Origin of the sequence: Sphingomonas sp. Leaf257 (assembly GCF_001422185.1) — a bacterium.
Taxonomy (GTDB): Bacteria; Pseudomonadota; Alphaproteobacteria; order Sphingomonadales; family Sphingomonadaceae; genus Sphingomonas; species Sphingomonas yabuuchiae.
The window spans coordinates 30862-52157 of sequence record NZ_LMMH01000011.1; the positions used below are offsets into that span (position 1 = coordinate 30862).

Annotated in this window: 27 protein-coding genes; 25 read left to right on the forward strand and 2 right to left on the reverse strand. The window is 65.4% G+C overall.

The features are described 5' to 3' along the window. Window positions 1-51 precede the first annotated feature (51 nt). The 17 genes from ASF14_RS07675 (at window position 52) to ASF14_RS07750 (ending at window position 13557) form a co-directional block, all read left to right on the forward strand. On the forward strand, window positions 52-1359 hold the full coding sequence (locus ASF14_RS07675) for a hypothetical protein (RefSeq protein WP_201780557.1): 1308 nt from the start codon (window positions 52-54) through the stop codon (window positions 1357-1359). Window positions 1360-1418: 59 nt separating this feature from the next. Continuing rightward, the gene (locus ASF14_RS07680; RefSeq protein ID WP_056433758.1) at window positions 1419-2063 is read left to right on the forward strand and encodes a DUF7007 domain-containing protein; all 645 of its coding nucleotides are present in this window, start codon (window positions 1419-1421) and stop codon (window positions 2061-2063) included. A 38-nt stretch (window positions 2064-2101) separates the two neighbouring features. Next, window positions 2102-3310, forward strand: coding sequence for a helicase HerA domain-containing protein (locus tag ASF14_RS07685; protein ID WP_116463003.1), 1209 nt, complete (start codon window positions 2102-2104; stop codon window positions 3308-3310). Next, complete coding sequence (locus ASF14_RS07690) at window positions 3307-4170, forward strand: hypothetical protein (protein ID WP_236696982.1); 864 nt, start codon at window positions 3307-3309, stop codon at window positions 4168-4170. Before ASF14_RS07685 ends, ASF14_RS07690 begins: the two co-directional genes overlap by 4 nt. 63 nt (window positions 4171-4233) lie before the next feature. Beyond that, the gene (locus ASF14_RS22195; RefSeq protein WP_236696983.1) at window positions 4234-4527 is read left to right on the forward strand and encodes a hypothetical protein; all 294 of its coding nucleotides are present in this window, start codon (window positions 4234-4236) and stop codon (window positions 4525-4527) included. A gap of 80 nt (window positions 4528-4607) precedes the next feature. Then, window positions 4608-6302 (forward strand): sensor histidine kinase, encoded by a 1695-nt coding sequence (locus ASF14_RS07695; protein WP_056433761.1) that lies wholly within the window; start codon window positions 4608-4610, stop codon window positions 6300-6302. 1 nt (window position 6303) lies between these two features. Continuing rightward, window positions 6304-7239: a hypothetical protein gene (locus ASF14_RS07700; protein WP_056433764.1), complete on the forward strand. Its 936-nt coding sequence runs from the start codon at window positions 6304-6306 to the stop codon at window positions 7237-7239. A 36-nt stretch (window positions 7240-7275) separates the two neighbouring features. Continuing rightward, window positions 7276-7635 (forward strand): DUF3768 domain-containing protein, encoded by a 360-nt coding sequence (locus ASF14_RS07705; protein ID WP_056433770.1) that lies wholly within the window; start codon window positions 7276-7278, stop codon window positions 7633-7635. Continuing rightward, window positions 7635-8021: a hypothetical protein gene (locus ASF14_RS07710; protein WP_056433773.1), complete on the forward strand. Its 387-nt coding sequence runs from the start codon at window positions 7635-7637 to the stop codon at window positions 8019-8021. The genes ASF14_RS07705 and ASF14_RS07710 overlap by 1 nt, the downstream gene beginning before the upstream one ends. Beyond that, on the forward strand, window positions 8018-9028 hold the full coding sequence (locus tag ASF14_RS07715) for a deazapurine DNA modification protein DpdA family protein (RefSeq protein ID WP_056433775.1): 1011 nt from the start codon (window positions 8018-8020) through the stop codon (window positions 9026-9028). The genes ASF14_RS07710 and ASF14_RS07715 overlap by 4 nt, the downstream gene beginning before the upstream one ends. 12 nt (window positions 9029-9040) lie before the next feature. Beyond that, window positions 9041-9847, forward strand: coding sequence for a Mom family adenine methylcarbamoylation protein (locus tag ASF14_RS07720; protein WP_056433778.1), 807 nt, complete (start codon window positions 9041-9043; stop codon window positions 9845-9847). Window positions 9848-9909: 62 nt separating this feature from the next. Next, window positions 9910-10197, forward strand: coding sequence for a hypothetical protein (locus tag ASF14_RS07725; protein ID WP_056433781.1), 288 nt, complete (start codon window positions 9910-9912; stop codon window positions 10195-10197). A 113-nt stretch (window positions 10198-10310) separates the two neighbouring features. Then, a complete protein-coding gene (locus ASF14_RS07730) occupies window positions 10311-10556 on the forward strand; it encodes a hypothetical protein (protein ID WP_056433783.1) in 246 nt (81 codons plus the stop codon). A 52-nt stretch (window positions 10557-10608) separates the two neighbouring features. Further along, window positions 10609-10926 carry a hypothetical protein gene (locus tag ASF14_RS07735; RefSeq protein ID WP_056433786.1) on the forward strand — a complete coding sequence of 106 codons (318 nt, stop codon included), beginning with the start codon at window positions 10609-10611 and terminating at the stop codon, window positions 10924-10926. 16 nt (window positions 10927-10942) lie between these two features. Then, window positions 10943-11617 carry a hypothetical protein gene (locus ASF14_RS07740; RefSeq protein ID WP_056433789.1) on the forward strand — a complete coding sequence of 225 codons (675 nt, stop codon included), beginning with the start codon at window positions 10943-10945 and terminating at the stop codon, window positions 11615-11617. A 112-nt stretch (window positions 11618-11729) separates the two neighbouring features. Then, the gene (locus ASF14_RS07745) at window positions 11730-12209 is read left to right on the forward strand and encodes a hypothetical protein (protein WP_056433792.1); all 480 of its coding nucleotides are present in this window, start codon (window positions 11730-11732) and stop codon (window positions 12207-12209) included. Between the two features lie 52 nt (window positions 12210-12261). Continuing rightward, a complete protein-coding gene (locus tag ASF14_RS07750; protein ID WP_056433795.1) occupies window positions 12262-13557 on the forward strand; it encodes a hypothetical protein in 1296 nt (431 codons plus the stop codon). On the opposite strand, the gene ASF14_RS07755 is transcribed toward ASF14_RS07750, so the two are convergent. Further along, a complete protein-coding gene (locus ASF14_RS07755) occupies window positions 13554-13796 on the reverse strand; it encodes a hypothetical protein (protein WP_056433798.1) in 243 nt (80 codons plus the stop codon). The genes ASF14_RS07750 and ASF14_RS07755 overlap by 4 nt on opposite strands. Window positions 13797-13868: 72 nt before the next feature. Here ASF14_RS07755 and ASF14_RS07760 point away from each other — a divergent pair, with 72 nt between their 5' ends. The 8 genes from ASF14_RS07760 to ASF14_RS07795 all read left to right on the forward strand — a co-directional run bounded on the left by ASF14_RS07760 (window position 13869) and on the right by ASF14_RS07795 (window position 20577). Further along, window positions 13869-14423, forward strand: a complete 555-nt coding sequence (locus ASF14_RS07760) for a hypothetical protein (protein WP_056433800.1) — start codon at window positions 13869-13871, stop codon at window positions 14421-14423. Between the two features lie 1016 nt (window positions 14424-15439). Next, on the forward strand, window positions 15440-17260 hold the full coding sequence (locus tag ASF14_RS07765; protein WP_231729953.1) for a reverse transcriptase domain-containing protein: 1821 nt from the start codon (window positions 15440-15442) through the stop codon (window positions 17258-17260). 89 nt (window positions 17261-17349) lie between these two features. After that, window positions 17350-17547, forward strand: a complete 198-nt coding sequence (locus ASF14_RS07770; RefSeq protein ID WP_156361087.1) for a hypothetical protein — start codon at window positions 17350-17352, stop codon at window positions 17545-17547. Between the two features lie 42 nt (window positions 17548-17589). Beyond that, entirely contained in the window at window positions 17590-18132 is a 543-nt protein-coding gene (locus tag ASF14_RS07775) for a hypothetical protein (RefSeq protein WP_056433809.1), read from the forward strand. A 276-nt stretch (window positions 18133-18408) separates the two neighbouring features. Beyond that, the coding region (locus tag ASF14_RS22200) for a DUF736 domain-containing protein (protein ID WP_236696984.1) at window positions 18409-18746 on the forward strand (338 nt) is incomplete at its 3' end. Window positions 18747-19338: 592 nt separating this feature from the next. After that, on the forward strand, window positions 19339-19794 hold the full coding sequence (locus ASF14_RS07785) for a hypothetical protein (protein WP_156361088.1): 456 nt from the start codon (window positions 19339-19341) through the stop codon (window positions 19792-19794). 161 nt (window positions 19795-19955) lie between these two features. Continuing rightward, on the forward strand, window positions 19956-20168 hold the full coding sequence (locus tag ASF14_RS07790) for a hypothetical protein (protein WP_156361089.1): 213 nt from the start codon (window positions 19956-19958) through the stop codon (window positions 20166-20168). A gap of 61 nt (window positions 20169-20229) precedes the next feature. Further along, window positions 20230-20577 (forward strand): hypothetical protein, encoded by a 348-nt coding sequence (locus ASF14_RS07795; protein WP_056433821.1) that lies wholly within the window; start codon window positions 20230-20232, stop codon window positions 20575-20577. On the opposite strand, the gene ASF14_RS07800 is transcribed toward ASF14_RS07795, so the two are convergent. After that, complete coding sequence (locus ASF14_RS07800; protein ID WP_056433824.1) at window positions 20574-20948, reverse strand: hypothetical protein; 375 nt, start codon at window positions 20946-20948, stop codon at window positions 20574-20576. The genes ASF14_RS07795 and ASF14_RS07800 overlap by 4 nt on opposite strands. Window positions 20949-21296: the final 348 nt, after the last annotated feature.

Sequence of the window (21296 nt, forward strand, 5' to 3'; positions counted from 1 at the left end):
AGTGTTCATCGGCACCTTTTCACCCTCTGATCTTCCGATATGATCCCGCTCATGTGGCTCGTACCGCGCGACACCAGAGGGCTTACGTCACGCACCGGCGTCCCTGACGTCGTGCGACGCGCGTTGGTGCGCTGGTACAGCGGCGATGGCGAAGACAGCGATCATCGGGCTTCGGTCATCATGGTGGTCAAAGCGCGCGATCATCATCAGTGGATCGCATGCGACTGCCTCGGGGACGCGGCTGACCCACCACTGCTATCGCCAGCCTATCTGTCTGAGGCCGAGACATACTACCTCAGGCGCCTTACGAGCATCCGGCAGCGGCGACCGGAGCACCATGTCGACTGCCCGTTCTTTCGCGAACAAGCACCTCCCCGCATCCGCGAGAAGGCGACCGCGACGCCGCGCACCATCAACGAGCCAGACGGTCTCTTCTCCGCGCACCGGCTCGCGCCTGAGAAGCTCGCCCAGCTTCCTGAAGACGACGAGCCAGATGATCGCACGCGCGGCGTTGCGATACCGCGCCTTGCGCGCCTGCTCTGGCAGCTAATGGAAATGGCTCGGGTCAACGTTGTCGAGCCGCTGGGTAGGGGAGAACCTCGTGAGGCGTCGATGGCGCTGGAGTTCGGACGGCTGCGCAGCGCGGCCGAGCGCGTCGAGATAGCTCCCGGCATCCCGCTCGCACGCCACCTCTACACCCATATAGACCCCTACGAACGCGGCATCGTCTTCGCGAAGCTGCGCGAGGCGGCGCGCCACTGGCCCGCCGAACATGCGCCGCAGGCATTCCTCCTGCTCTACGCCGTCGATATTTCGGGAACGACGGTGACGCTGGCGGGCGGACGCGAGCTCATCGTGAAAAATCGCATCAGGCACATCGGCGTTCATCAGCGCCGGATCGGGCCTCCGTTCCTGGTCCTTGCAGTGATCGGCGAACATAACCCGCGCGAGGGCTATGCTGCGCTTCGGGCGTATGCGCAGCCTGTCGCTCGCCCCTCCAACTTCATTGCCGTGCATAATGCAGCGGAGCGCGAGACCATCGTGGGTCTGCTCGATCTGCAATACCGACTCCGCCGGCGTGGCATCGGCATCGGGTTCAAGAGGCTGCTCTTCGACGTCGCGACGAGTGCGGGCGAGGTCCGCCCCGATCTGCTCCTGGATCTACGTGACTTCACAACAGGAGAGGTCATGGAAGCGGCGCTGGAGGTGGTCACCGGGCACGACGCCGACACGTTGGGCCTCAAGATGCGACAGGTGGAGAAGCTCCGCGAGATCGCTCCGGTGGTGACGATCCATGCCGAGGACCTGGAAGATGGCGCGCTCGAAGCGGCCGTGCTCGACCAGCTGCATATCGGGTGATCCTGGGTTCATTGAAGGAGAGAGGGAGGGACCTGTCCGATCCATAAGGGAGACGACAGATGACCCGCTTCCAGCCGAGCCCCCGGCCCGACACAACGCCATGGGGAACACCCGATCGCGCCGACCAGGTTCTTCACGGCATCTGGCGCGTCTCGACGCCGAGCCATGGCGGCTACGTCCTCTCCGATGAACGTCAAGCCGCGATGCCCGAGGCACTTCGTCTAGCGGACCCATTCTACGAGGAGGACGTCGACTATGCGCTGGTTCTCTACGGTTTTGCGAGCGAGTTCCGCCGCTTGCCCGTGCCCGGCATCGTTCTTCAGGTCGAGAACGCCCGTCGGTCGGTGCGATGCTGGCATCCGGATCGCTGGACGGCCTTGACCGGCGAGGAGGTGACGATCGGAGAAAGCCACGTCGTCCGCCGTCGCGCCGCCTACACCGCCATCATTGGGCAGTACGAGAGCGTCTCGGCGTCCGGGTCATGGGCGGACTGGGTTCCTGACGGCAAGGTCGGATGCGTCTTTCGCCGTGTCGCCAGCGTGGATGCGCTCGGCTTCGCGCGCCACGAGGGCGAGCCCATCTACGGCCTCGTCGACAAGGCACGCTACGACGCTCGGGTCATGCCCGAAACCTTCGACACGCTCTCGGCAGAGCGGGTCGCAAGCACGGCGCCGATCACCAAGCAGGTCGCCGCCCTGACCTGACACCCCAAACCATACGACGCCAGAACAAGGATGCCGCTATCACCTGCGTCACCCCCATCAGGCCGCTCCCCGAGGCCGCAGACAATCGCGTACCGCTGGGCCACCATTCGAGCGGCGCACTCCACCTTGATCTCGATCGACTTCTTGCCGGGCGCCTGCTCATCCAGGGCAGCTCGGGTGCGGGAAAGAGCCGAACGCTGCGCCGGATCATTGAAGAAGCGTTCGACTACACGACGATCGCGATCGTCGACCCGGAGGGCGAGTTCGAGAACCTCGCCCGTCACATCGGTGCCACCACGATCCGCGCGGTCGAACTGACCGCCGATGGCCTAACCGCCGCGGCCGCGCGAAGCCGACATCATCGGCTGTCGATCCACATCGACCTGACCGACCTCGATCCCGACCAGCGCATCATCAAGGCGGCAGCCTTCTTCGCCGGCCTCATCGGCGCGCCGCGCGAGGACTGGGATCACACCGTCCTTGTCTGCATCGACGAGGGACACCTCCTCGCGCCACACGTCGCCGGGTCCGCTCGAGACGCGGAAGCGCGACGCCTCGGCGTCGCGACACTCACCGATCTGTGCGCTCGCGGCCGTAAGCGTGGGCTGGCGCCCGTAATCGCCACCCAACGGCTCGCCAAGCTGTCGACCTCCGTGGTTTCCGAACTCCAAAACGTCCTCGTGGGCCTCAACGTCTTCGATCGCGACATCGCGCGAGCAGCCGATCTTCTCGGCTTCTCAGCCAAGGAGGCCGATGCGCTCCGCACGCTCGTCCCTGGCGACTTCTTCGCGATGGGACCGGCCCTGTCGGCGACACCCTGCCTCGCCCACATCGATCCGACGATCACCGAGCATATTGGAAAAACCCCCGAGCTGCGCGCCGCGGCCTCTGTCGACGCGACCGAGGCGGCTCGGTTACTCGACCTCGCCGGGCTTGCCGAGGTGGCAGACCACGGCCCTGCGATCGCGCTCAAGGGCACGCGCGCGCTGGACGCCTTCCTCCTTGATCCCGCCGCTACCGATGCTGCCGCGATCGTCGAGGCACTCAAACGCATTTCTCCGAACGCCAGCACGGCGCGCGATCTCGCAAGACACCTGTCGCTAGATGCGGAGCGAACCGATCGGGCGCTCAACCTCCTGTCGGCGATCACTGCCGTCGATACGATGCCCAAGGGCGACGACCGCATTGCGCGTCTCCATGCGCGTCTGCGTGCCCGCCTCAGCGACGTCGCAGTGGTGGCCCTATGACCGACCTGGCGCCCGATATCGTCGAGCTCGTCGCCTGTCCGGCACGAACGGCGCCGACAGGCCGGCTTCGCGAGATGGCATACCGTGGCGATGCCTGGATGCCCGACGAGGTCGCAACGCTGGAGCGCCTGTTTCGCGACGACATCGCGATAGACGACATCGCTTCAGCGATCGGCCGGCGCATCCACGGCGTCCGCGACAAGATCGTGACCTTGGGGTTGCGCCGAAACTCGCAGCGGAACTGGTCCGAGGCCGAGGACGCCTGGCTGACACGCGAGTACGGCTCACGTCCCGCATCCGCGCTCGCACAGGATCTCGGACGAGCCTGCACCGCCGTTTATGCTCGTGCCGGCCTTCTCGGCCTTACCGAAGGCAATGCCCCACGCTGGACCGAGTGGGAGGATGCTCAGCTGCGCGCCGGCTTCGAGCGCGCGATACCGGTCGCACAGATCGCAGTGCTGATCGGTCGCCCGCTCTCGGGCACGATCACGCACGCGAGCAACCTTGGGCTGCGACACCCGAACAACCCGCCAGGATGGACCGAGGCCGAGGCGGCCCGCGCGCTGACACTCGCGGCTGAGGGCCATCGCTACGTCGATATCATAGAGATGATGGTTGCCGAGGGCTTTCCCCGGCGCACGAAGGCAGGGTTCGGCCCGCACCTGCGCAAGCTAGGCTACGGCCGCGGTTGGGGCCGTCCATGGACTCCGGACGAGGACGCTCTGTTGACCCGCGTCTATGCCGACGGAACGAGCCGCACGCCGCTCATAGCCCGGCTCGGCCGCACCACCCACTCGATCAAGTGGCGGGCCGAATACCTCGGTCTGCGCGGTACTCACGTTAATCGGGACGGCTTCTGAGGCGGTCCCGTCTGGACCGAGGGCGACGTTGCAACGCTGCGTGAACACTATGGCAAGATGCCGATGGCGGATCTCGCCAACAAGATGGGCCGTACCAAGGCCTCCCTCTTCACTCGCGCGAATATCTTAGGATTGGTTCACGGCTACCATCGACCTTGGAGCGATGACGAATGCCACGCGCTCGCGCTCGCGCACGCTCATGGCATCGCCTTGCCTGACCTCGTCGTCGCCTTGGGGCGCAACTACGCGGGCGTCCACAAGTACGCCGAGAAGCAGGGCCTCAAATTCAGCCGACGTCCGCGTCGCGAGTCTGCCCCGACGCTGCAGGATATCCTCGCCCTTGCTCCGCAGCCATAGGCGCGGAACGACCCTGGATCGAAGGGGAGGGGGAGGGGCCGGGCGGGCGTGAAGGACACGCCAGCCACGAGGAGCGCATCATGATCCCCGCCACCATCGCGACCGCGGTCGCACCCGAGACAATCGCGAAGGTCACCCGGCTGTTCAACAACACCGCCTTCGACGTGGTGACCGAGCTCTTCCAGAATGCTCGGCGCGCCGGCGCTCTTGCGGTTGCCGTGCTGATCCAGTCGGGTGGTCCCGATACGCTCCTCCACATCATCGACGACGGGCATGGGATCGACGATCCCGCCTCGATCGTGACGCTGGGTCGATCGGGATGGTCCGACGAGACGCGCCGCATGGAAGATCCTGCGGGCATGGGAGTTTTCAGCCTCGCCGGACGAGACGTGATGGTGCGTTCCTTCTCCCGTCCTGATCGCCAGGGATGGATGGCACACATCCCCGCCTCGGCCTGGGAAACGAGCCGGCCGATCGCGATCTCGCCCGACCCGATCTCGCGCGGCACCGCCATCACCATCAAGGTGCCGGACAGCTGGCTGAAGACGCTCGCTGACGACGTCGCCAAGGCGGCAAAACACTATCCACTGCCGGTGACGCTCGACGGCAAGGCACTGCCGCGCGAGGACTGGCTGGCGGACGCAGTTCATATCGAGGAGTGGAACGGAACCCGCATCGGGATCTTCCAGAAACATCCGTCATCCTACTCGACCCATGACGGACGCTTGAACTTCCATGGGCTGACGATCCCCTGCAAGCTGCCGGACGTCCAGGAGGTCGACCGAGGCCATCACTGGGTCGCGCGCGTCGATATCTTCGACGCGCCACAGATCCAGCTCGTGCTCCCGGCACGCAAGGAGGCGATCGAGAACGACGGCCTGACAGAACTGCGCCGGGCGGTGAGCGTCGCCATCTACCGCGCGATCGCCGCGCAAGGATCGCACCGGCTGTCGGCGGAACGCTGGCGCGAGGCGGTCGACCTCGGTGTCGATCTGCCGGAAGCGGCGGCATACCTCTTCGCATGGAGCGCACCCGCGGCCGATAGCGGTCGGAACTATGCCTCGGGCGAGCGCACCACCGACACTGCGATGGTGGTCATGTCCGACTTCGACGCGCTGGTCGCACAACCGGCTGCGGAGGCGATCGCCACCCACAACCCGTTCGGCGGGCCCCTTGTCATGGCTCAGGACGCCTTCACCGGTTATCGCTGGTACGACGTCCTCGCCCGCGTGGACGACCTGCGGTTCCGCATCGTGCAGGGCGACCTCGACTTCGTGGTTTCGGCTACGCTCGATGCGCCTGCCGAGGCCGAGGACGGATGGGTCGACGCGATCACGCTGGAGGCCACCATCTCACACGCGGGCGCGTCGATCGAGGCCTCGACCGCTGCCGATGTGGCCTTCGCGCCGGACGAATGGACCTGCAACTCGGTCGACGGGACGTCCATCTTCGTGTGCCGCGGGAGCAGCCGGACCGCCCTCGCGGTCGCTGATCTGTTCGAGCGAGCCTCGTTCGAGCCGTCTTCCGACAGCGACGCCGACAGCTATGACACTCAGCTAGAGCGCTTCCAGGCGGATGCGGCCGAGCGGATCATCGGCCTTCTCGAGGGTGACGATGCAGCGCTCGAGAGCCGCATCCGCGACAAGCTGTCGGGACATTATTTCATGGTTCCTGCCGACCGAACCGTGACGGTCGTCATCAACCGCGAGCGTCTCGAGGTGAAGATCGTCGAGCGCGCCGCCCCGCCGACCGACACCAACGAGGAGGGCGCGTGACATGCTGCCGCCCCCTCCGTCCGTGCTGTCGTACGGGATAGGCGTCGACAGCACAGCGCTGCTGATCGAGCTGCATGCCCGCGGTCAGGCTCCTGATCTCGTCCTCAGCGCGGACACCGGCAACGAGAAGCCGGAAACCTACGACTATCTCGACATCATCCGCCCCTGGATGCGCGACCGCGGCATCCGGTTCGAGCTCGTCTCCTACATGCCCAAGCGGTTCAAGCACTGGCCGCCGTACTTCGGAATCCTCGAAATGTGCCTGACGAACGCGACCTTGCCGAGCAAATCGCTTGGCGGATCGTCATGCAGCCTCAAGTACAAGAAGGCCCCGCAGGACGCTTTCCTCAAGACGTGGCAGCCTGCGGTCGAGGCATGGGACCGCGGCCAGCGGGTCATCCGACTGATCGGCTATGATGCTGGCCCCCGCGACACCGCGCGCGCCAACCATGCGCTGACGATCGACGACCCACTCTACGAGTGTCGATCGCCGCTGCGTGACTGGCAATGGCACCGCCCGCGATGCGTGTCGCGCATCGAGACCGAAGGCCTGCCCGTGCCACCCAAGTCGGCGTGCATCCTGTGCATCGCGAACAAGCCGGACGAGATCCGCAGCCTTCCACCATGGTGCCTCCGACTGATCGTCCTGGTGGAGGCACGCGCCGCGCCCCGGCTCCATACGGTCGAAGGGCTATGGCGCAAGTCGACCAGGACACGTCCCGGATCGATGACCGCGTTCATCCGGGCCGAGGGTCTACTGGGAGCCGAGGAAGTCGATCGCATCGTCCGCGATGCTCCCACCGACCTCATCCGCTTCCAGGACGTCGCGGCTGCGATCCCCGTCGGCGAGCGCCCGAAGATGGGCGAATGGCTCGACCGCTTTCACCTAGCCTTCGCCGAACGAGGCCGCGGCCACCCGGACACGCTGGCCGCCTGATCCCCCCCGCCCATCGAACGAACCGAGGATCGACCCATGATCGAGAATGCTGCCGAGACGCGCGTCGAAACGATCGCGCGTCTAAACGACCGATGCCGTCAGGGCCTCGATCGAACCGCGCGCATCACCGTCACGCGCACGTGCCTTGCCACCCTATCGACCGACACGCTCGCGTCGGAGGCCGTGGCCCAAGCGCGCCTGCTGCAGGAGCTTCGCCGGCACAGCTTCGCTGCCGACTGCCCGGAGCGCGATCGCGGCTCCTTCATCATCGACGACACCGAGGTCTTCTTCCGCATCGACTATTATGATCCGGCGCTGGAATGGGGTTCGGAAGATCCTGCCGACGCCAGCCGCACGGCCCGCGTGCTAACCCTCATGCTGCGGGAGGATCTTTGATGCCTCGCTTCCGCCCCTCTGCGGCAGACATCGCGGCCATTCGCGACGCCGCACGGCGTGAGGCCAAGTTCGAACGGGTCGGGCAAGTGATGCTCGAGGTCGGGCGTCGGCAGAGCCTTGTGTCAGGCGAAACGTCGATCAACTTCGCGCTGATCAGCGACGATCCCGACTGGCAGGACACCGATCTCGACGACTATGAGCCGTGGACAGCCTTCACGCGCGGCGTCGAGTTAACGCCGGACGGGCGCGGCCTTCTCGACTTCTACATCCGCCGTCGCGGCGATCGCCACCTCGAGCTCCACGGCAACATCTCTGTCGCGATCGCCGGAGGCAAGCTGACGACGATCAGCGGCTACCCCGACATCTACCGGGGAGAGCCGTCATGACGATCGAAATCATCCTGGGCCTGCCGCACCTCGCCGATGGTGCGCTTCTCGCAACAGCGCGGCGCCTACAGGCACCGGTGCTGATCTCCGCCAACTGCTTGTCGCGCTGGCGCAAGGCCGATGGCTGGCGCGAATGGGCGGGGTGGCGCACGGCTACCCTCGACAACGCCCACGGCCTCGTCAGCCTCGACCTCGACAGCGCCGGTTACTCGATGATGGTGCGCTACGGCGGTCTGCCGTGGTCGATAGCCGACTACATGGCGCTTGCCGCCTCGTACCCGTTCCGGCGCGTGTCCTCGATCGACTATTGCTGCGAGGACGGCGTCGCGTCGCACCGCGAAGAGGTTCTCGACAGGATCTCCCGTACGATTGCGACCAACCACGAGTGTTTCGCCCGCGCTGGAGACCTTGGTATCCGGGATCGCTTCATGCCGGTCCTGCAGGGCCGAACGCCCGACGACTACGTCCGCTGCCTCGAGGCGATCGAGGGCATGCTCCTGCCGGGCACCGTTGTCGGCATCGGAAGCATGTGCCGACGCGTCATCCATGGCCCGGAGGGGCTCGTCGCCGTGGTTGAACGGCTCTCGCGCGTGCTCCCGGTCGGGGTCCGTGCCCACGCCTTCGGCGTCAAAGGGGACGCCTTGCCCTACCTGGCACCGTTCTCCCGCTGGATCGCCTCGATCGACAGCCAGGCCTTCGGCGTCGCGGCGCGACGAGACGCTCTTCGCCGCGGCGTTGCGAAGAGCGATCGCCTGGTCGCCTCGCACATGGAGCAATGGTATCAACGCCAGTGCGGCCGTGCGCTCGCCCCTCCGGTCACGCTGCCCGAGGCCGCCGACCACCAGGCGCGTTCCCTCGGCGACGATGATCCATGGGAGCGGGCCATCGCTGATGCACGCGCTCAGATCCGCGAACTCATCGAGACCGGCGAGCTCGATCATGACCAGATCACCGCCAACTGGGTCGAATCCTGGGCGGCCGATCTCTTCCACCAGCGCGCCGCCTGAGCGAGGCTCACCATGATTACCGACCGTTCACAACGCTGGCGCGACCGGCGCAGCCGCTTCGTGGCCGACGACACCGTCATCGACCCGAGGCGCTACGCAGTCGACGTCGTGGCGCACGACACCGCTCGCGCCTTCATCGCAGACCATCACTATCTCAATCGCTATCCCGCCGCACAGCTGGCCGTCGGGCTATTCGGCCCAGGCCGGGGCGGCGCTTCCTCTCTCGACGGCATCATTGTCTTCGGAGTGCCCGCGACGGGCGCGGTCATCACGCGCCATACCGGCTATGACGAGCCAACCCGCGGCTGCGTGCTGCAACGCCTGCTCTGCCTGCCCTCCGTCGCCGCCAATGGGGAAAGCTATTTCGCCGCCTGGGCCTTCCGGCTGCTGCGTCAGGCAAAGCCGGTGATCGAGTCCGTCGTCAGCTTCTCCGACCCTCAGGTCGGACACTGCGGCTGCGTCTACGCCTCGCTCTCCGGGGCGTATCGCGGGCGAACGAGGCCGCGGACGGTGCTCCGCATCGCCGGGGAAACGATCTCTGATCGCACCTTGTCCAAAATTCGAAACCTCGAGACAGGTCATGCGGGCGCCGTCGATCAACTGGTGAGGCTCGGCGCCCCGAGGCCGCAGGCGGACGAGCACCTTCGCGAATGGCTCGAACGATGCCGTCGCGCAGAAATCCTGGTCCCGGCGCGACAGGCACCCCTTTTCACCTACTGCTTCGAGCTCACCCGCGGCGCGCGGCGCGCGGGCCGAGCGCTACCGCGTCTCGCCTATCCGATCAGGTCCGACATCCTGCGTGAGCAGCTCGGAGCCTGACCCGTCGTGCCGACGGGAAGGGGAGGGGGAGCAGGAATCGTGTCCACAAGAGGAGACGAGCCATGCGCATTCAACAGGCGATCGCGATCGCCAAGGCCGACGAGAACCGCCTGATCCGCTTCATCAGCCGGCGGGACCGATTTCTTGACGCGCTCGACTGGGACGCCCTGCCTGAGCAGATGGCGCGCGAGGCCGCGATGATGGACGAGCTTCTCGCCACCGAACTCGCAGAGGCCGCGTGCTATGTCATCTGGCTCGAAGAGTGCCTCAGCTACGGCGTCGAAGACGTGATCGGCGCGCATCACCTGCAGCCCGTCTCGGTGATCCGAGCCGTTGCCTCGTTGGCTTAGCCGCCCAGTCGACATCGAGGGCCGCGGTTACGGCGACCAGGGCGTCTATCGCTGACTAGACGTGACCCGACCAACCCGAAATAACCTTCATTCGAGACATCATAGAGGTGACTATGATCAGCTTCCTCATCCGCCGACCTGTGTCGGCCCTCGCAGTTGTCTTCTACCTCGCGGCCATGATCTGCGCTCAGAATATGTGGCTGCTGGGGAGTGATCCCGAGCCCGCGACGGTGACAAGCGACGCGCTGGTAAACATGGTCCTTTCGGTAAGCCATGCGACGGCGACGTGGGGGTTCATCGGAGGCTTCCTCGTTGTTGGCTTCTTGATCCAACTCCTCGCACTACGCCTCGACGCTTGATCACGTCGCCAGCAACGATGTGCCGCGACCGAACCAGCCCAGGAACACGCTCATGAGTCGACATACCTTTGTCGGGCCCGCCGGCGTCAGTGTCGCAATCGGATGGGACCGCCCACTCGAGACCTTCTACGTGCAGGTGTCTCGCCCCGACCCCGAGGACCCGGGCGAACGCGACACCTTCGTGTGGAAAGGCCTCGCCCCCGGCGAACTGTCCACCGCGGCCGCAGCAATCGCGATCGCCACGCCGCACGCCGCGCTCCCCACTGATCTCGGAACAACACTCGAGACGGACCGCCTGCAGACGCTCGGCAGCTTCGATGGACCCGCGCAGGCGGCCATGAAGCGTCAGCGCTTTGATCGTGATCTGTAACGGAGGGGGCTTGAACATGGACGACCACCGTCAGCCCACATCGCCAAAGGGCGGCTTCGATATCGGACTTCACTGCGGACTGCTTGGCGTGTTTCTCTCAGCGGCGAACTTCATGACATCACAGGTCGGCGAACTCGGAAACGGCGTTGGCGCGGATCCCGCGAGTCCGCTGCAGCAGATAGCCGATCTGCTCAGCGGCAATGTCGTGAAGTTGCTCGCCGTTGTGCTCATCCTCGTAGGCGGAATGCTTTACGCGACAGGTATGGGATACATCGAGCTGGCTGGACCTTCCGACGGGACCGCCCCGCGACCGAAGCCTCTGGCTGCTACCCTGCCGATGAACATCGACGCGCGAATGGCAGAGGCACGGATTGCCGGGCTGCTCGCTCGCCTCAAGGCCGTACCCGAAGAGTTGCGCGAGGAAGCCACCATCGAGCTCGAAGGTATCGAACAGCGCCACATGCCTGCGTTGACCCGGGCTCACCGAAAGGCACGGGCCACGGTCTCACCGACATCGCAGCAGGCCGACGAGCTCGACAACGATTACGCCGCGTCGCTCAACCGCTTGAGCGCCACTCTTGAGCAGATGCTCGATCGATCCACAGCGCTTGGACGTGACCGTCTGCAATGGCAGTCACTCGTGATCGAAGAACGCTTTCCGACGGCTAGTGTCGAGAAGGACCAGGCTTAGGCACGCTTCCGGCTCGAGCAGCAGGGCGCCGCTTTAAGACGCACGCTGACGACTGGGGCGCGAAGGAAGGGGGAGGAGACAGACGGTCAAGACAGGACCGTTGGAGATCCCCATGCCCTACTTCGTCGACATCGGCGGTACGCCCGCCAACGAACCGTGCGCGCAGCTCGGGCAAACGCCCAATTTCGACGTTCTCAACGAGCTCGAGGTGCTCGCCTACAAATACGCGATCATCGCACGCTACGGTTCGCCGCCAGCAGGATGCCGCCTGACCGGCTTGTCCAATCGGCACGACTTCGGCCGCTATGTGTCGCTCGTCCTCCACGTCGAGAACGAGCTGGACGAAGCGGTCAGTGCCTATGCCGAGGCCGTCGAAGAGGGTCTCGGGACCTGGCTTGAAGCCGGCTTTCGCGCGCCTGTCGAGTACGACGACGCCACGGCAACGATCGTCCAGAGCGATCCGCTCGAGATCCTGGTCAGCGCCTTTCACGTCACGCGACCCAGCCCCGACGGAAGCTTCCCTATCGCCGACTTCGAGACGTTGCACCGCAACCTGGCCGCCGCCTTCCCCGACGAGGCCGCGACCGCCTGACGGCGATCCCGCTGTCCTTCTGGGCGGACCACCAGCAAGAACGAGGCCGACGATGTCCGAAGCCTTCGATCCCGCCGATCCCGCGGCCTGGCTGTCGCGCGGACGTTCTCCCGAGCACGCCGCGGCGATCGCCGCGGCGTGGCGCACCTTTCCCGATCTGCCGAGCGACGCGCCCCTTTCCGACCGAATGGCCCGAGGCCGCGAACGGATCGCCGCGATGCGGAGCGTGAACGACGCGATCGCGGCCGAGGCCGCTGCGCAACGCGAGGCCACCAACTTCGCCTTCACCGAGGATCAGATCCGCCGAGGACTCGGCAGCGACCGCGACATCGCGATCATGCGAGGGCGCGAGGACCACGCACTGAGCTGGGATCTCGCCAATCGATACGCCGACGGTTGGTACGCAGCGCATGTCGGATGGCCCCATCACTACTCCGACGCGATCCCCTGTTCGGCTTCTCTGGAAGAGCGCCACGCAGCCTACGACCAAGGCTTCAGCGATGGCGGTGGAGATCGCACAGACCTCTTCGATGCGGCGCGGCGCACCCTCGTCGCCGGCATGCGCCGCGACAACCTGCCGAAAGACCCTCAGATCATCCTCGCCGGACGTCCGGTGCCAAGCAGTTACCCGAAGCCCTCCGACCACCACCGACCTGCCCGGTGGTCGCGGCGGCTGATGATCGTTGGCGCCGACCACATCGACAGCGACCCCGCTTGGGACTTCCTTTCCCTGACCCTCGCCCGTCCGGGCGCCGAAGCCGCGACGATCATCGTGCTCACCCCGGGCGGCTTCGTCGGCGCCGAGGCACTCGACGAGCCGAACGCCGCTACGCCGTCTATGGATCACGTCGCAGCTGCCAACCAGCTAACCGCACTTCTGCAAAATCGTGAATACGACGATGTTCTTGTCGCTCTGCAGGGAGCCGATCTCGACCTGATCGACACCATCGGCCACATTCTGCCGCTCGCGCGAACGATGGAGCGGACCCGCAACTCACGTCTCCAACAGCGAACCCACCTCCGCACCTGGCTCGATCGTGGTTTCAACGGGACTGACGCTGCCGCCCAAGGCCACATTCGCTGGGGCAAAGCGATCACCTCGCTCTACGGCAGTCTCGGCGAGTTCACCGCGCGTCACGTAGGACCGGCGCCGGGGCGGGGGCACCTCGTTCGCGTGGAGACACGCAGCGGCCTTGCCTGCGGCTTCGCGACGACCGACGGCACGCCGCTCGACCCGGAGTTCGTCGTCTCAAGCAAAGCCAAACTGCGAGGCACGATCGCGACGACGCTGCGGACGTTCGGTGCCGCGACCCGCCTGATGGCAGCCGCCGATCGACGCGCCGCCTAGGGCCGGAAGCCGGGACTGGGCACGTAAGGGTGCTCTTGCCGGATGATCGCTTCGGCTTTCTCGATCGCCTCGATCTGACGCGCCGACCCCTGCGGCGCGATCGACCAATTCGAGCGCGGATGGAACACCACCGGCAGCGCCGTCACAGGCCCGACCGCCTTGCGCCAAGACGCGTCGCTGCCGCCCGCCACACCGACCAACAGCGTCACGAACAGGTCCTCGATGTCGCCAGTCGTCATCGAGCCTCAACGCACGGCCCGGTTGGGCGTGCCGCTTCAGCCCTTTCCCATGAAAACCGGAGGAGCCGCTTTATGGCCGACATCACCGATCTTCCCGTCATGAGCCGCGCCGACGCCGTCTCGCTCAGCTTCGCCGGCTTCAACGACGTGCCGCACAAGGCGATCGACGTGCCCGACGGCGCCTTCACCATCACGGCGAAGACCAGCGAGAACCGCCGGGTCACCTTCTGCTTCATGGGCAAGAGCTACGACGGCCCCGCGCGCTTCGTCGACATCCAGTTCCATGACCGGGGCACCACGATCCCCAATGCCAATGACGGGGTATCACCCACCTTCAACGCTTTCGCCGTGACCGGCCGCGGCCGCCATGTGACCGACAGCCGTCCGCTCGACGAAGCTCACAAGCCATCCATCCTCGTGCTCCTCATGGACGAGGCCGGGGACGAACCGGCGCATCCCGCACCCTCGCAACTGCCCATGAACGATCGCGATATCTCAAGCCTGCTGCGGCGAGCCGCGACCGTGATCGCCGCCCCGGACAGCGAGATCCGGTCGGGTCGCGAGAGCTTGATCGGCCTCCTCCAGGCCGAGGCCGCGAAGCGTGACCCACGGGGACGGGAGTCATGACCGGGTCGCGCAGCGACGGCATGCACGTCGCCCACACCGCCGCTGGCTGGATCGTCTTTGACAACAGCAGCGCACGCCACGGCCGCCTATCGGCACCATGTCCGACGCGGGCCGACGCCGTCGCGCGAAAGAAAGCGCTGGCGCGCGCCTTGCGCCACCAACGACACGATGACGCCCGGGACGCCTGAACGAAGGGGAGGGGGATGGCGGTGGCTGAACGCTGGCGGTGATCGAGCCGCCCGCAGCCGACGGGAGTCCATCATGCGCAGCATCCTCGCTTTCTATGAGATAGACCGGACCTATGGCGGCCCCGAAGAAGGTGGCTGGTGTGCGCCGTTGTGGCGCGAGAAAGGAGTGCGTCTGATGACGTGATGCTTGTTGGCAATGGCATCTGCCCACCGAGCTTACCGGTGCCCTCGGGCTGAAACTTCGAAAGGAGAACGGGACCATAGCATGCTCGGAAAAGGCCCAAAGTGAATAGTCGCATTGAAGCAACGGGTCAGGGCAAGACGGTTATGGTGAACGCTACACTGCGTGAAGCCCAATCTCTCGCGGCCTAAACCCTTGGCGGCGAGGAAAGCGACTGAAACCCCGCACCGACGCGTCGGGTCCACTCTACCAGCTCGGACCCGAGAAGCGGCCAAGTCCGTACCATCGACTTGACCGGCCAACCTTGTCGGCGTGACCTCCTTCGGAGGACTAGAGATGAAAAGGCCACCTAAGACCGTTAGCTTATCTCCTTTCACGCGTAACTACGGGACCGCCTGTAGCTGGTCGAGTTATCGACCTGTATGGCGGCGGAGCCGCAATATTACCCGAACACCCGGCGTAATTGCCGGGACAGCCCTTGCCTCGGTGAGGGACGGTCGGCCGTATAAGTTCGGGGTGACCCGAGCGAAAGCGCAACCGAGCGGGGGAAGTGCGGCAGCTTCGATCCAGCATCGAACCAGGGCGGAGGTCTGCTGATGCAACCCTGTGCCGCCTTGAAAAGGCTGGAATCACTTGGAACGATTGCCTTGACCGGCAAACGTGTGAACGGTGTGTTCCGACTGCTGCTATCCCGCTCCTTGTGGGTGGAAGCTTTGGGCCGCATCCAACAGAACCGTGGGGCAGAGACCCCCGGCATCGACCGTGAGGCCGTAACCGATCTCGACGAAAGCCGGATCGATGCGGTGATCGCGCAACTCTCGGCGGGCACGTATCGCCCGCAGCCGGTCAGGCGCGTCCACATCCCCAAGACCAACGGTAAAACAAGACCGCTCGGCATCCCGACTGCAACCGACCGACTGGTGCAGGAAGTGGTCAGGATGATCCTGAACGAAGTCTATGAACCGATCTTCTCTGATCGGTCACACGGCTTTCGACGGGGGCGGTCGTGTCACACGGCGCTCGACCATGTCCGCAAGACATGGAAGGGCGTGAAGTGGCTGATCGAAGTCGATGTCGAAGGATACTTCGACAACATCTCTCACGAGAAATTGTTGAGCCTGCTTGAACGTCGCATTGATGATAGGCGGTTTACCGCTCTCATCAGTGCGATGCTGAAGGCAGGGTATCTGGAGCAGCAGCGTTTCCACGAAACCTATAGTGGCACGCCGCAAGGAGGCATCGTCTCGCCTCTGCTCGCGAACGTCTACCTGCACGAGCTTGACCATTATGTGGAAGGGCTCGTCGCTGGCTTCGACAAGGGTGCCCAACGTCGCAAATCGGCGGAATACAGGCACCTTCAGCGCCGTTCCGAGTACGCCCGGAAGCGCGTGGCTGCGCTGCGTGACAAAGGGCAGGTTGATGAAATCCAACCATGGCTGGACCGAATAAAGGAGACGCTCGCGGCGATGCGCAAGCTACCCGCGACGGACCCGTTCGATCCAGACTTTCGACGCCTTCGCTACGTCCGGTACGCCGACGACTTCCTTCTGGGGGTTATCGGCAGCCGGGCCGAGGCCGAAGAGATCAAGGCCGCCATCGAGGGCTTCCTCGCGAGCGAGCTTGAGCTCCGAACGTCCCCGTTGAAAAGCGGGATCCGCGAGGCTCGGAAGGGAGCAAGGTTCCTTGGCTACGACGTGCGCACTCGCACGGCGTCCGACCGGCTCGTCAAACAACGGGCACGGACGGGCATCGTCGCAGTCAAGCGGACGGTGACGGATCAAATTCAGTTGCTGGTCCCGCGCGACAAGGTGCAATCGTTCAGCCAGAGGCACGGCTATGGTCAGTTCGACTTGGGACGGGCTGTGCACCGTCCGGGCCTGCTTCACATGGATGATGCGGAGATCGTCAAGGTCTACAACGCCGAACTTCGCGGCTTTGCAAATTACTATGCCTTGGCCGTGGATGTGAAAGGCGCACTCAACAAGCTCGAGTTTCTCTGGCGCGGTAGTCTGTTCAAGACGCTCGCGCACAAGCATCGGACAAGCCTAATGGCTTCGCTCCGGCGCCTCAGGGTTGGCCCGGGCAGGTACGTAGTGCGTATCGGCGTTGGGAGGGATGAGAGGAGGATCGCGGTTTGGCGACTGGCGGAACTCGATCGTAGGCCGGTGTTCTGGCCGTCGGTCGACAACACGCCTCGCACGGAAGCTCTTCGGTTAAGCAGGACCAACCTGACTGACCGAGTGCTCGCCCAAGCATGCTCCGCATGTGGCGGCACCGATGGACCGTTCCATCTTCACCACAGCAACCCCGTGCGTCGCATGAGGGATGGGCCGGTGTTCCGGAGGCTTCACGCCGAACGGGCCCGGAAGACGAGGCCGCTTTGCGCGCCCTGTCATCAACTCCTTCATGCAGGGAAGCTGCCGGACTTTCGTTCTACAGTGCCCGGAGCGGAGAGCCGGATGCAGTGAAAGTTGCACGTCCGGTTCGGAGGGGGGCAGTGGGGTGTTCTCTCGTAGACGCCACCCTGCCTACCCTACGGTACGACAGCGGCACCTTCGTGCGCGCGATCGCCATCCACTTCGACGACGAGGCCGCGATCGCGGCGCAGCGTCGCGCGAACCGTCTCCTCGAGCGCCTGCAGCGGCACAAGCCGGACGTCTCGTCGGTGATCTACGACGGCGGGCGCTACCGCGCCTACACCTTCTCGGGGCTGCCGCCCGAGCGCTTCCCAGCCCAGCGACCCCTCTACTCCTGACCGCAATCGCGGTCGTTACCCCCGAACCTGAAGGAAACGGTCATGCACCGCGTCCACTATTACGACACCAGCGCGGCCGCCTACGAAGCGTGCCTCGACGAGAGCCCCTGCATCGTGGAGGGCGACGTCCTCGCCATCATCTCCGAAGGCGTCATCGGCCTGGCATCCAGCGACCCACTCGCGGTTACCATCGATGCCGGGGCGCTGCGCTCGCTCGCGCCCATGTCGTCTGCGGCGATCCTGCGGGAGACCGTCCACGACGCCGATAAGTGGCGGCACGCCGTCGAGCTCGCGCTTGCGCACCATCTGCCGATCGCGCCGCAGTTCCTGCCCTTCGCGCTGCGGTGCGTGCCGCTCTCACCGTCACAGACGGTCGTCGCACTCACCCTCGACGATGTGATGATGGCCATCGACGCGATCCGGCACCGGGAGACCCAGCTGACGAAGCGCGCGGCGCTTATCGACGCGGAGAGTTCGCACGGACTGTTTCTGGCGTCTGCCTTGCGCAAACTGGCAACCGCCCGGCGTCACCTCGAGCGCCACCCTCCGGCTCCGATCCCGGAACACCCCTGCGGTCCACCGTAACGGCGACACCGTGCCAAGCACGTCGCCCCAAGGTCGCTCCCGGTCAACCACCGCCGCGCGAAAAGCGCGTCGGTGAGGGGCGCTTGCGCGCCCTGCCCGGCCGAAGGGCCGGGGAGGAGAGAGGGATTGAAGATGGTGTCGAGGACATGGGGTCCAGCCGACACAGGANCGGTGAGGGGCGCTTGCGCGCCCTGCCCGGCCGAAGGGCCGGGGAGGAGAGAGGGATTGAAGATGGTGTCGAGGACATGGGGTCCAGCCGACACAGGAGACGTTACGATGAACATCGGTCAGATCAAGCAGAACGACGCCGGCATCTTCATGGGCCGCATCTCGACGCTCGCGGTTGCGATGACGATCGCGCTGAAGCCGGTCCAGTCCACCAACCCGCGCGCGCCGCGCTACGAGATCCACGCGCTGACTCCCGGCCGCACGTGGGTGCAGGTCGGCGCCTTCTTCGAACTCACGTCGAACAACACCGGCGAGGCGTTCCTCAACGGCCGCATCGACGATCCCTCGCTCGCCCAGCCGCTGCAGGTCTCGGCCTTCCGGCAGGAGGACGGCTCGTACAACATCGTCTGGCAGCGCGCGCAGAAGCGCCGCGACGTGACCAGCGCNCTCGCCCAGCCGCTGCAGGTCTCGGCCTTCCGGCAGGAGGACGGCTCGTACAACATCGTCTGGCAGCGCGCGCAGAAGCGCCGCGACGTGACCAGCGCSCTCGGCATCAAGTCGGACGAGGATCCCGCTCCGCCGTTCGGTGCCGACGGCTCGAGCGACGACGCCGGGATGAGCGGCAGCGCCGGCGCCGGCGACGACGGCCTCGGCGAGACCACCGCCCCCGTCGAGGAAACCACGCGCCGCAGCCGCGGCAAGCGCGTGACCGAGAACGCCTGATCCCCTCCCGGTGCCGCTCGCTCCCTCGCGGCACCGGCAGACGTCGCAGGCTCCCCCCCACTCCCTGCGCGTCACTCGGGCGATGCCTCCCCAGGCATCGCCCTTTTTTTGCTTAAATGGAGACAGGCATCGAAACGGACCCAAAACCGTCTTGCATCTTCGGCATAACTAGATTCTGCTGCATCAATGACCCTTAATAGAAACAGTCTTTCAACCTTTTAGCCGAAGGGAAGGGGGGTGGCGGTGGATAGCTGGACGAATGGTGCCGAAGGACCGCTCAAGACCAGCGCGCCACGATATCCACGAGGTGCCACCATGGCTGACCGCGTATCTGTCTCGATTTCGATTGGTGGAAGACTTTCCGCTGATCTTCTCGGCGAGCTCATCGAAAAGGCTAACGCCGAAAACCTTTCCACCGAGTGGGACGGCGAGCCTTTCACCGCCAACGACCTACCCGACGGTGAACCACTCGTGCTGCGCGGCCACGACATCGCAAACGGCAAGATCGACGAGATCGAGGACTTCTGCTGCACGAACGACCTGCCGTTCTGGCGCTGGTCGGGCGGCGCGCCGGGTTCCTTCCCCGCCGAGATCGTCATCTGGAAGGGCGTGGGCGAGCGTCGCGCCTTCACCGCCGACGAAGACGGCCGCCCCGTCCTGACATCCGACGAAGCCGGCGAGATCGCGACCCTCGACGACCTGCGGGAGCATTTCGCCACTGGCGCGTACCTTCCGCCACCCTTCGTGCTGGTTCCCACAACCGCAGGGTAAAATCAGGCCTCACCTGATCGGATCGCACCGCCTCATCTGTCGCGCGTCGGTCGCTGTCGGTCCCGATGGCTCGCCAGGCACTGCTCGCTCGCGTCGTGGCGACCCCTGCGGGTCGCACACTTGCTACGCCTCGCATGTGCCGGCCTCCGCTGGAAATCACTATGCCCATTCAAACCCTTCACCAGTCGCTATCGTTCGACACGATCATCAAGGATCACCCGGATCGCGCCAGCGCCGAGACACACATGGCCAAGACGTTGCGCGAGTACGGGGACTGGCCAGCGGACGCGGCAGCAGCTGCCGCACGCGATGGCCGCACCGTCCTCGTCATCGATAACGGCGACGACGAGACGATCGCCATCCGCGTCACCTGACCAGCAGCTCTGGCGTCTGCGGTCGCCAGCTCATACGATGGCTCATCCGAGAGGCAGGACCATGCTCAACCTCATTCCCGTCGCCGTCCTGATCCTGTTTCTGGCCGGCGCGCTCTTCTTGTTCGCACGGCGACGGGCGCCGTTCAGCTTTGTCATCCTCGCCGCAGGCCTAGGAGCGGTTTCTATCGCTCTTTGGCCCTTCGGGCCTGTGAGCGCGAAGGGCGAGCGCGACGCGATCGTCCTGTCCCGCGCCGGACCACTCGGAGCGCAGGCCTACCGAACAGCCATGGTCGATGGTCGGATCACCCACACCGAGATGTTCGCTATCCGGGAGGCGGCAGGTCGCGACATAGACGCCGAGTTCGGCCTAACGGCCCCGAACGGCGAGAAGTCTCACTCCCGGCCCTAGAAGGCTTTCCCACCAGTCGTCGACATGCTGCCCGACGAGCGCGGTGCGAGATTGATCGGCGACTTGTCGTTCGGGTCGCGAGGGACGAACGAGAAGCGATCACCGACCAGCTTCCCGCCGTCGATCTTGTAGGTCCCGCCAAGCGAGTTGCCGCTCAAAATGACGGTGTCTCCACTGACCTCGTAGCTACCGCTCGCGCCGCTCGAAAGCGAGAAGGTCTTGTCACCGAAGGTTGCGACCACGCCCGGCACGGGGCCGTTGACCATGTTGTACGTGCCCTCGACCGACTTGCTGCAGCCCGCCAGAGCAAATGCGCCGATGATCGCCAGCATCGCGTTTCTCATGTCGCTTCCCTCCATCGTGTCGGCCAAGATCGTCCGGCCTTAACGACTAGGCGAGATCGCCGCCAGAACGTACCCAAGACCGCAGCTACATCGGTGACCTTCAAGCCTTTTCAGGGCGCCCGCCCTTCGGGCGGGACCGGGCTCTAGCCGGCTTCGCCGCCCGGAGCCCCTCGCGGGTCTCCGCCCTGCCGGGTGACGATCCCTCGCTGTAGGGACGGCTCGCTGGTCTCCCCGGCGGGTTTCCCCACGAACGTCCACCGCCGCGCGAAAAGCGCGCCGGTGAGGGGCGCTTGCGCGCCCTGCCCGGCCGAAGGGCCGGGGAGGAGAGAGGGATTGAAGATGGTGTCGAGGACATGGGGTCCAGCCGACACAGGA

What these genes read in the sequence shown, in the direction of transcription:
- ASF14_RS07750 (WP_056433795.1), top strand. Translation starts at nt 12,262, where the DNA reads ATGTCCGAAGCCTTCGATCCCGCCGATCCCGCGGCCTGGCTGTCGCGC.
- ASF14_RS22195 (WP_236696983.1), top strand. Translation starts at nt 4,234, where the DNA reads ATGGCGGATCTCGCCAACAAGATGGGCCGTACCAAGGCCTCCCTCTTC.
- ASF14_RS07675 (WP_201780557.1), top strand. Translation starts at nt 52, where the DNA reads ATGTGGCTCGTACCGCGCGACACCAGAGGGCTTACGTCACGCACCGGC.
- ASF14_RS07710 (WP_056433773.1), top strand. Translation starts at nt 7,635, where the DNA reads ATGCCTCGCTTCCGCCCCTCTGCGGCAGACATCGCGGCCATTCGCGAC.
- ASF14_RS07695 (WP_056433761.1), top strand. Translation starts at nt 4,608, where the DNA reads ATGATCCCCGCCACCATCGCGACCGCGGTCGCACCCGAGACAATCGCG.
- ASF14_RS07705 (WP_056433770.1), top strand. Translation starts at nt 7,276, where the DNA reads ATGATCGAGAATGCTGCCGAGACGCGCGTCGAAACGATCGCGCGTCTA.
- ASF14_RS07715 (WP_056433775.1), top strand. Translation starts at nt 8,018, where the DNA reads ATGACGATCGAAATCATCCTGGGCCTGCCGCACCTCGCCGATGGTGCG.
- ASF14_RS07785 (WP_156361088.1), top strand. Translation starts at nt 19,339, where the DNA reads ATGGCTGACCGCGTATCTGTCTCGATTTCGATTGGTGGAAGACTTTCC.
- ASF14_RS07740 (WP_056433789.1), top strand. Translation starts at nt 10,943, where the DNA reads ATGGACGACCACCGTCAGCCCACATCGCCAAAGGGCGGCTTCGATATC.
- ASF14_RS07745 (WP_056433792.1), top strand. Translation starts at nt 11,730, where the DNA reads ATGCCCTACTTCGTCGACATCGGCGGTACGCCCGCCAACGAACCGTGC.
- ASF14_RS07700 (WP_056433764.1), top strand. Translation starts at nt 6,304, where the DNA reads ATGCTGCCGCCCCCTCCGTCCGTGCTGTCGTACGGGATAGGCGTCGAC.
- ASF14_RS07775 (WP_056433809.1), top strand. Translation starts at nt 17,590, where the DNA reads ATGCACCGCGTCCACTATTACGACACCAGCGCGGCCGCCTACGAAGCG.
- ASF14_RS07720 (WP_056433778.1), top strand. Translation starts at nt 9,041, where the DNA reads ATGATTACCGACCGTTCACAACGCTGGCGCGACCGGCGCAGCCGCTTC.
- ASF14_RS07690 (WP_236696982.1), top strand. Translation starts at nt 3,307, where the DNA reads ATGACCGACCTGGCGCCCGATATCGTCGAGCTCGTCGCCTGTCCGGCA.
- ASF14_RS07725 (WP_056433781.1), top strand. Translation starts at nt 9,910, where the DNA reads ATGCGCATTCAACAGGCGATCGCGATCGCCAAGGCCGACGAGAACCGC.
- ASF14_RS07760 (WP_056433800.1), top strand. Translation starts at nt 13,869, where the DNA reads ATGGCCGACATCACCGATCTTCCCGTCATGAGCCGCGCCGACGCCGTC.
- ASF14_RS07795 (WP_056433821.1), top strand. Translation starts at nt 20,230, where the DNA reads ATGCTCAACCTCATTCCCGTCGCCGTCCTGATCCTGTTTCTGGCCGGC.
- ASF14_RS07755 (WP_056433798.1), bottom strand. Translation starts at nt 13,796, where the DNA reads ATGACGACTGGCGACATCGAGGACCTGTTCGTGACGCTGTTGGTCGGT.
- ASF14_RS07730 (WP_056433783.1), top strand. Translation starts at nt 10,311, where the DNA reads ATGATCAGCTTCCTCATCCGCCGACCTGTGTCGGCCCTCGCAGTTGTC.
- ASF14_RS07790 (WP_156361089.1), top strand. Translation starts at nt 19,956, where the DNA reads ATGCCCATTCAAACCCTTCACCAGTCGCTATCGTTCGACACGATCATC.
- ASF14_RS07735 (WP_056433786.1), top strand. Translation starts at nt 10,609, where the DNA reads ATGAGTCGACATACCTTTGTCGGGCCCGCCGGCGTCAGTGTCGCAATC.
- ASF14_RS07680 (WP_056433758.1), top strand. Translation starts at nt 1,419, where the DNA reads ATGACCCGCTTCCAGCCGAGCCCCCGGCCCGACACAACGCCATGGGGA.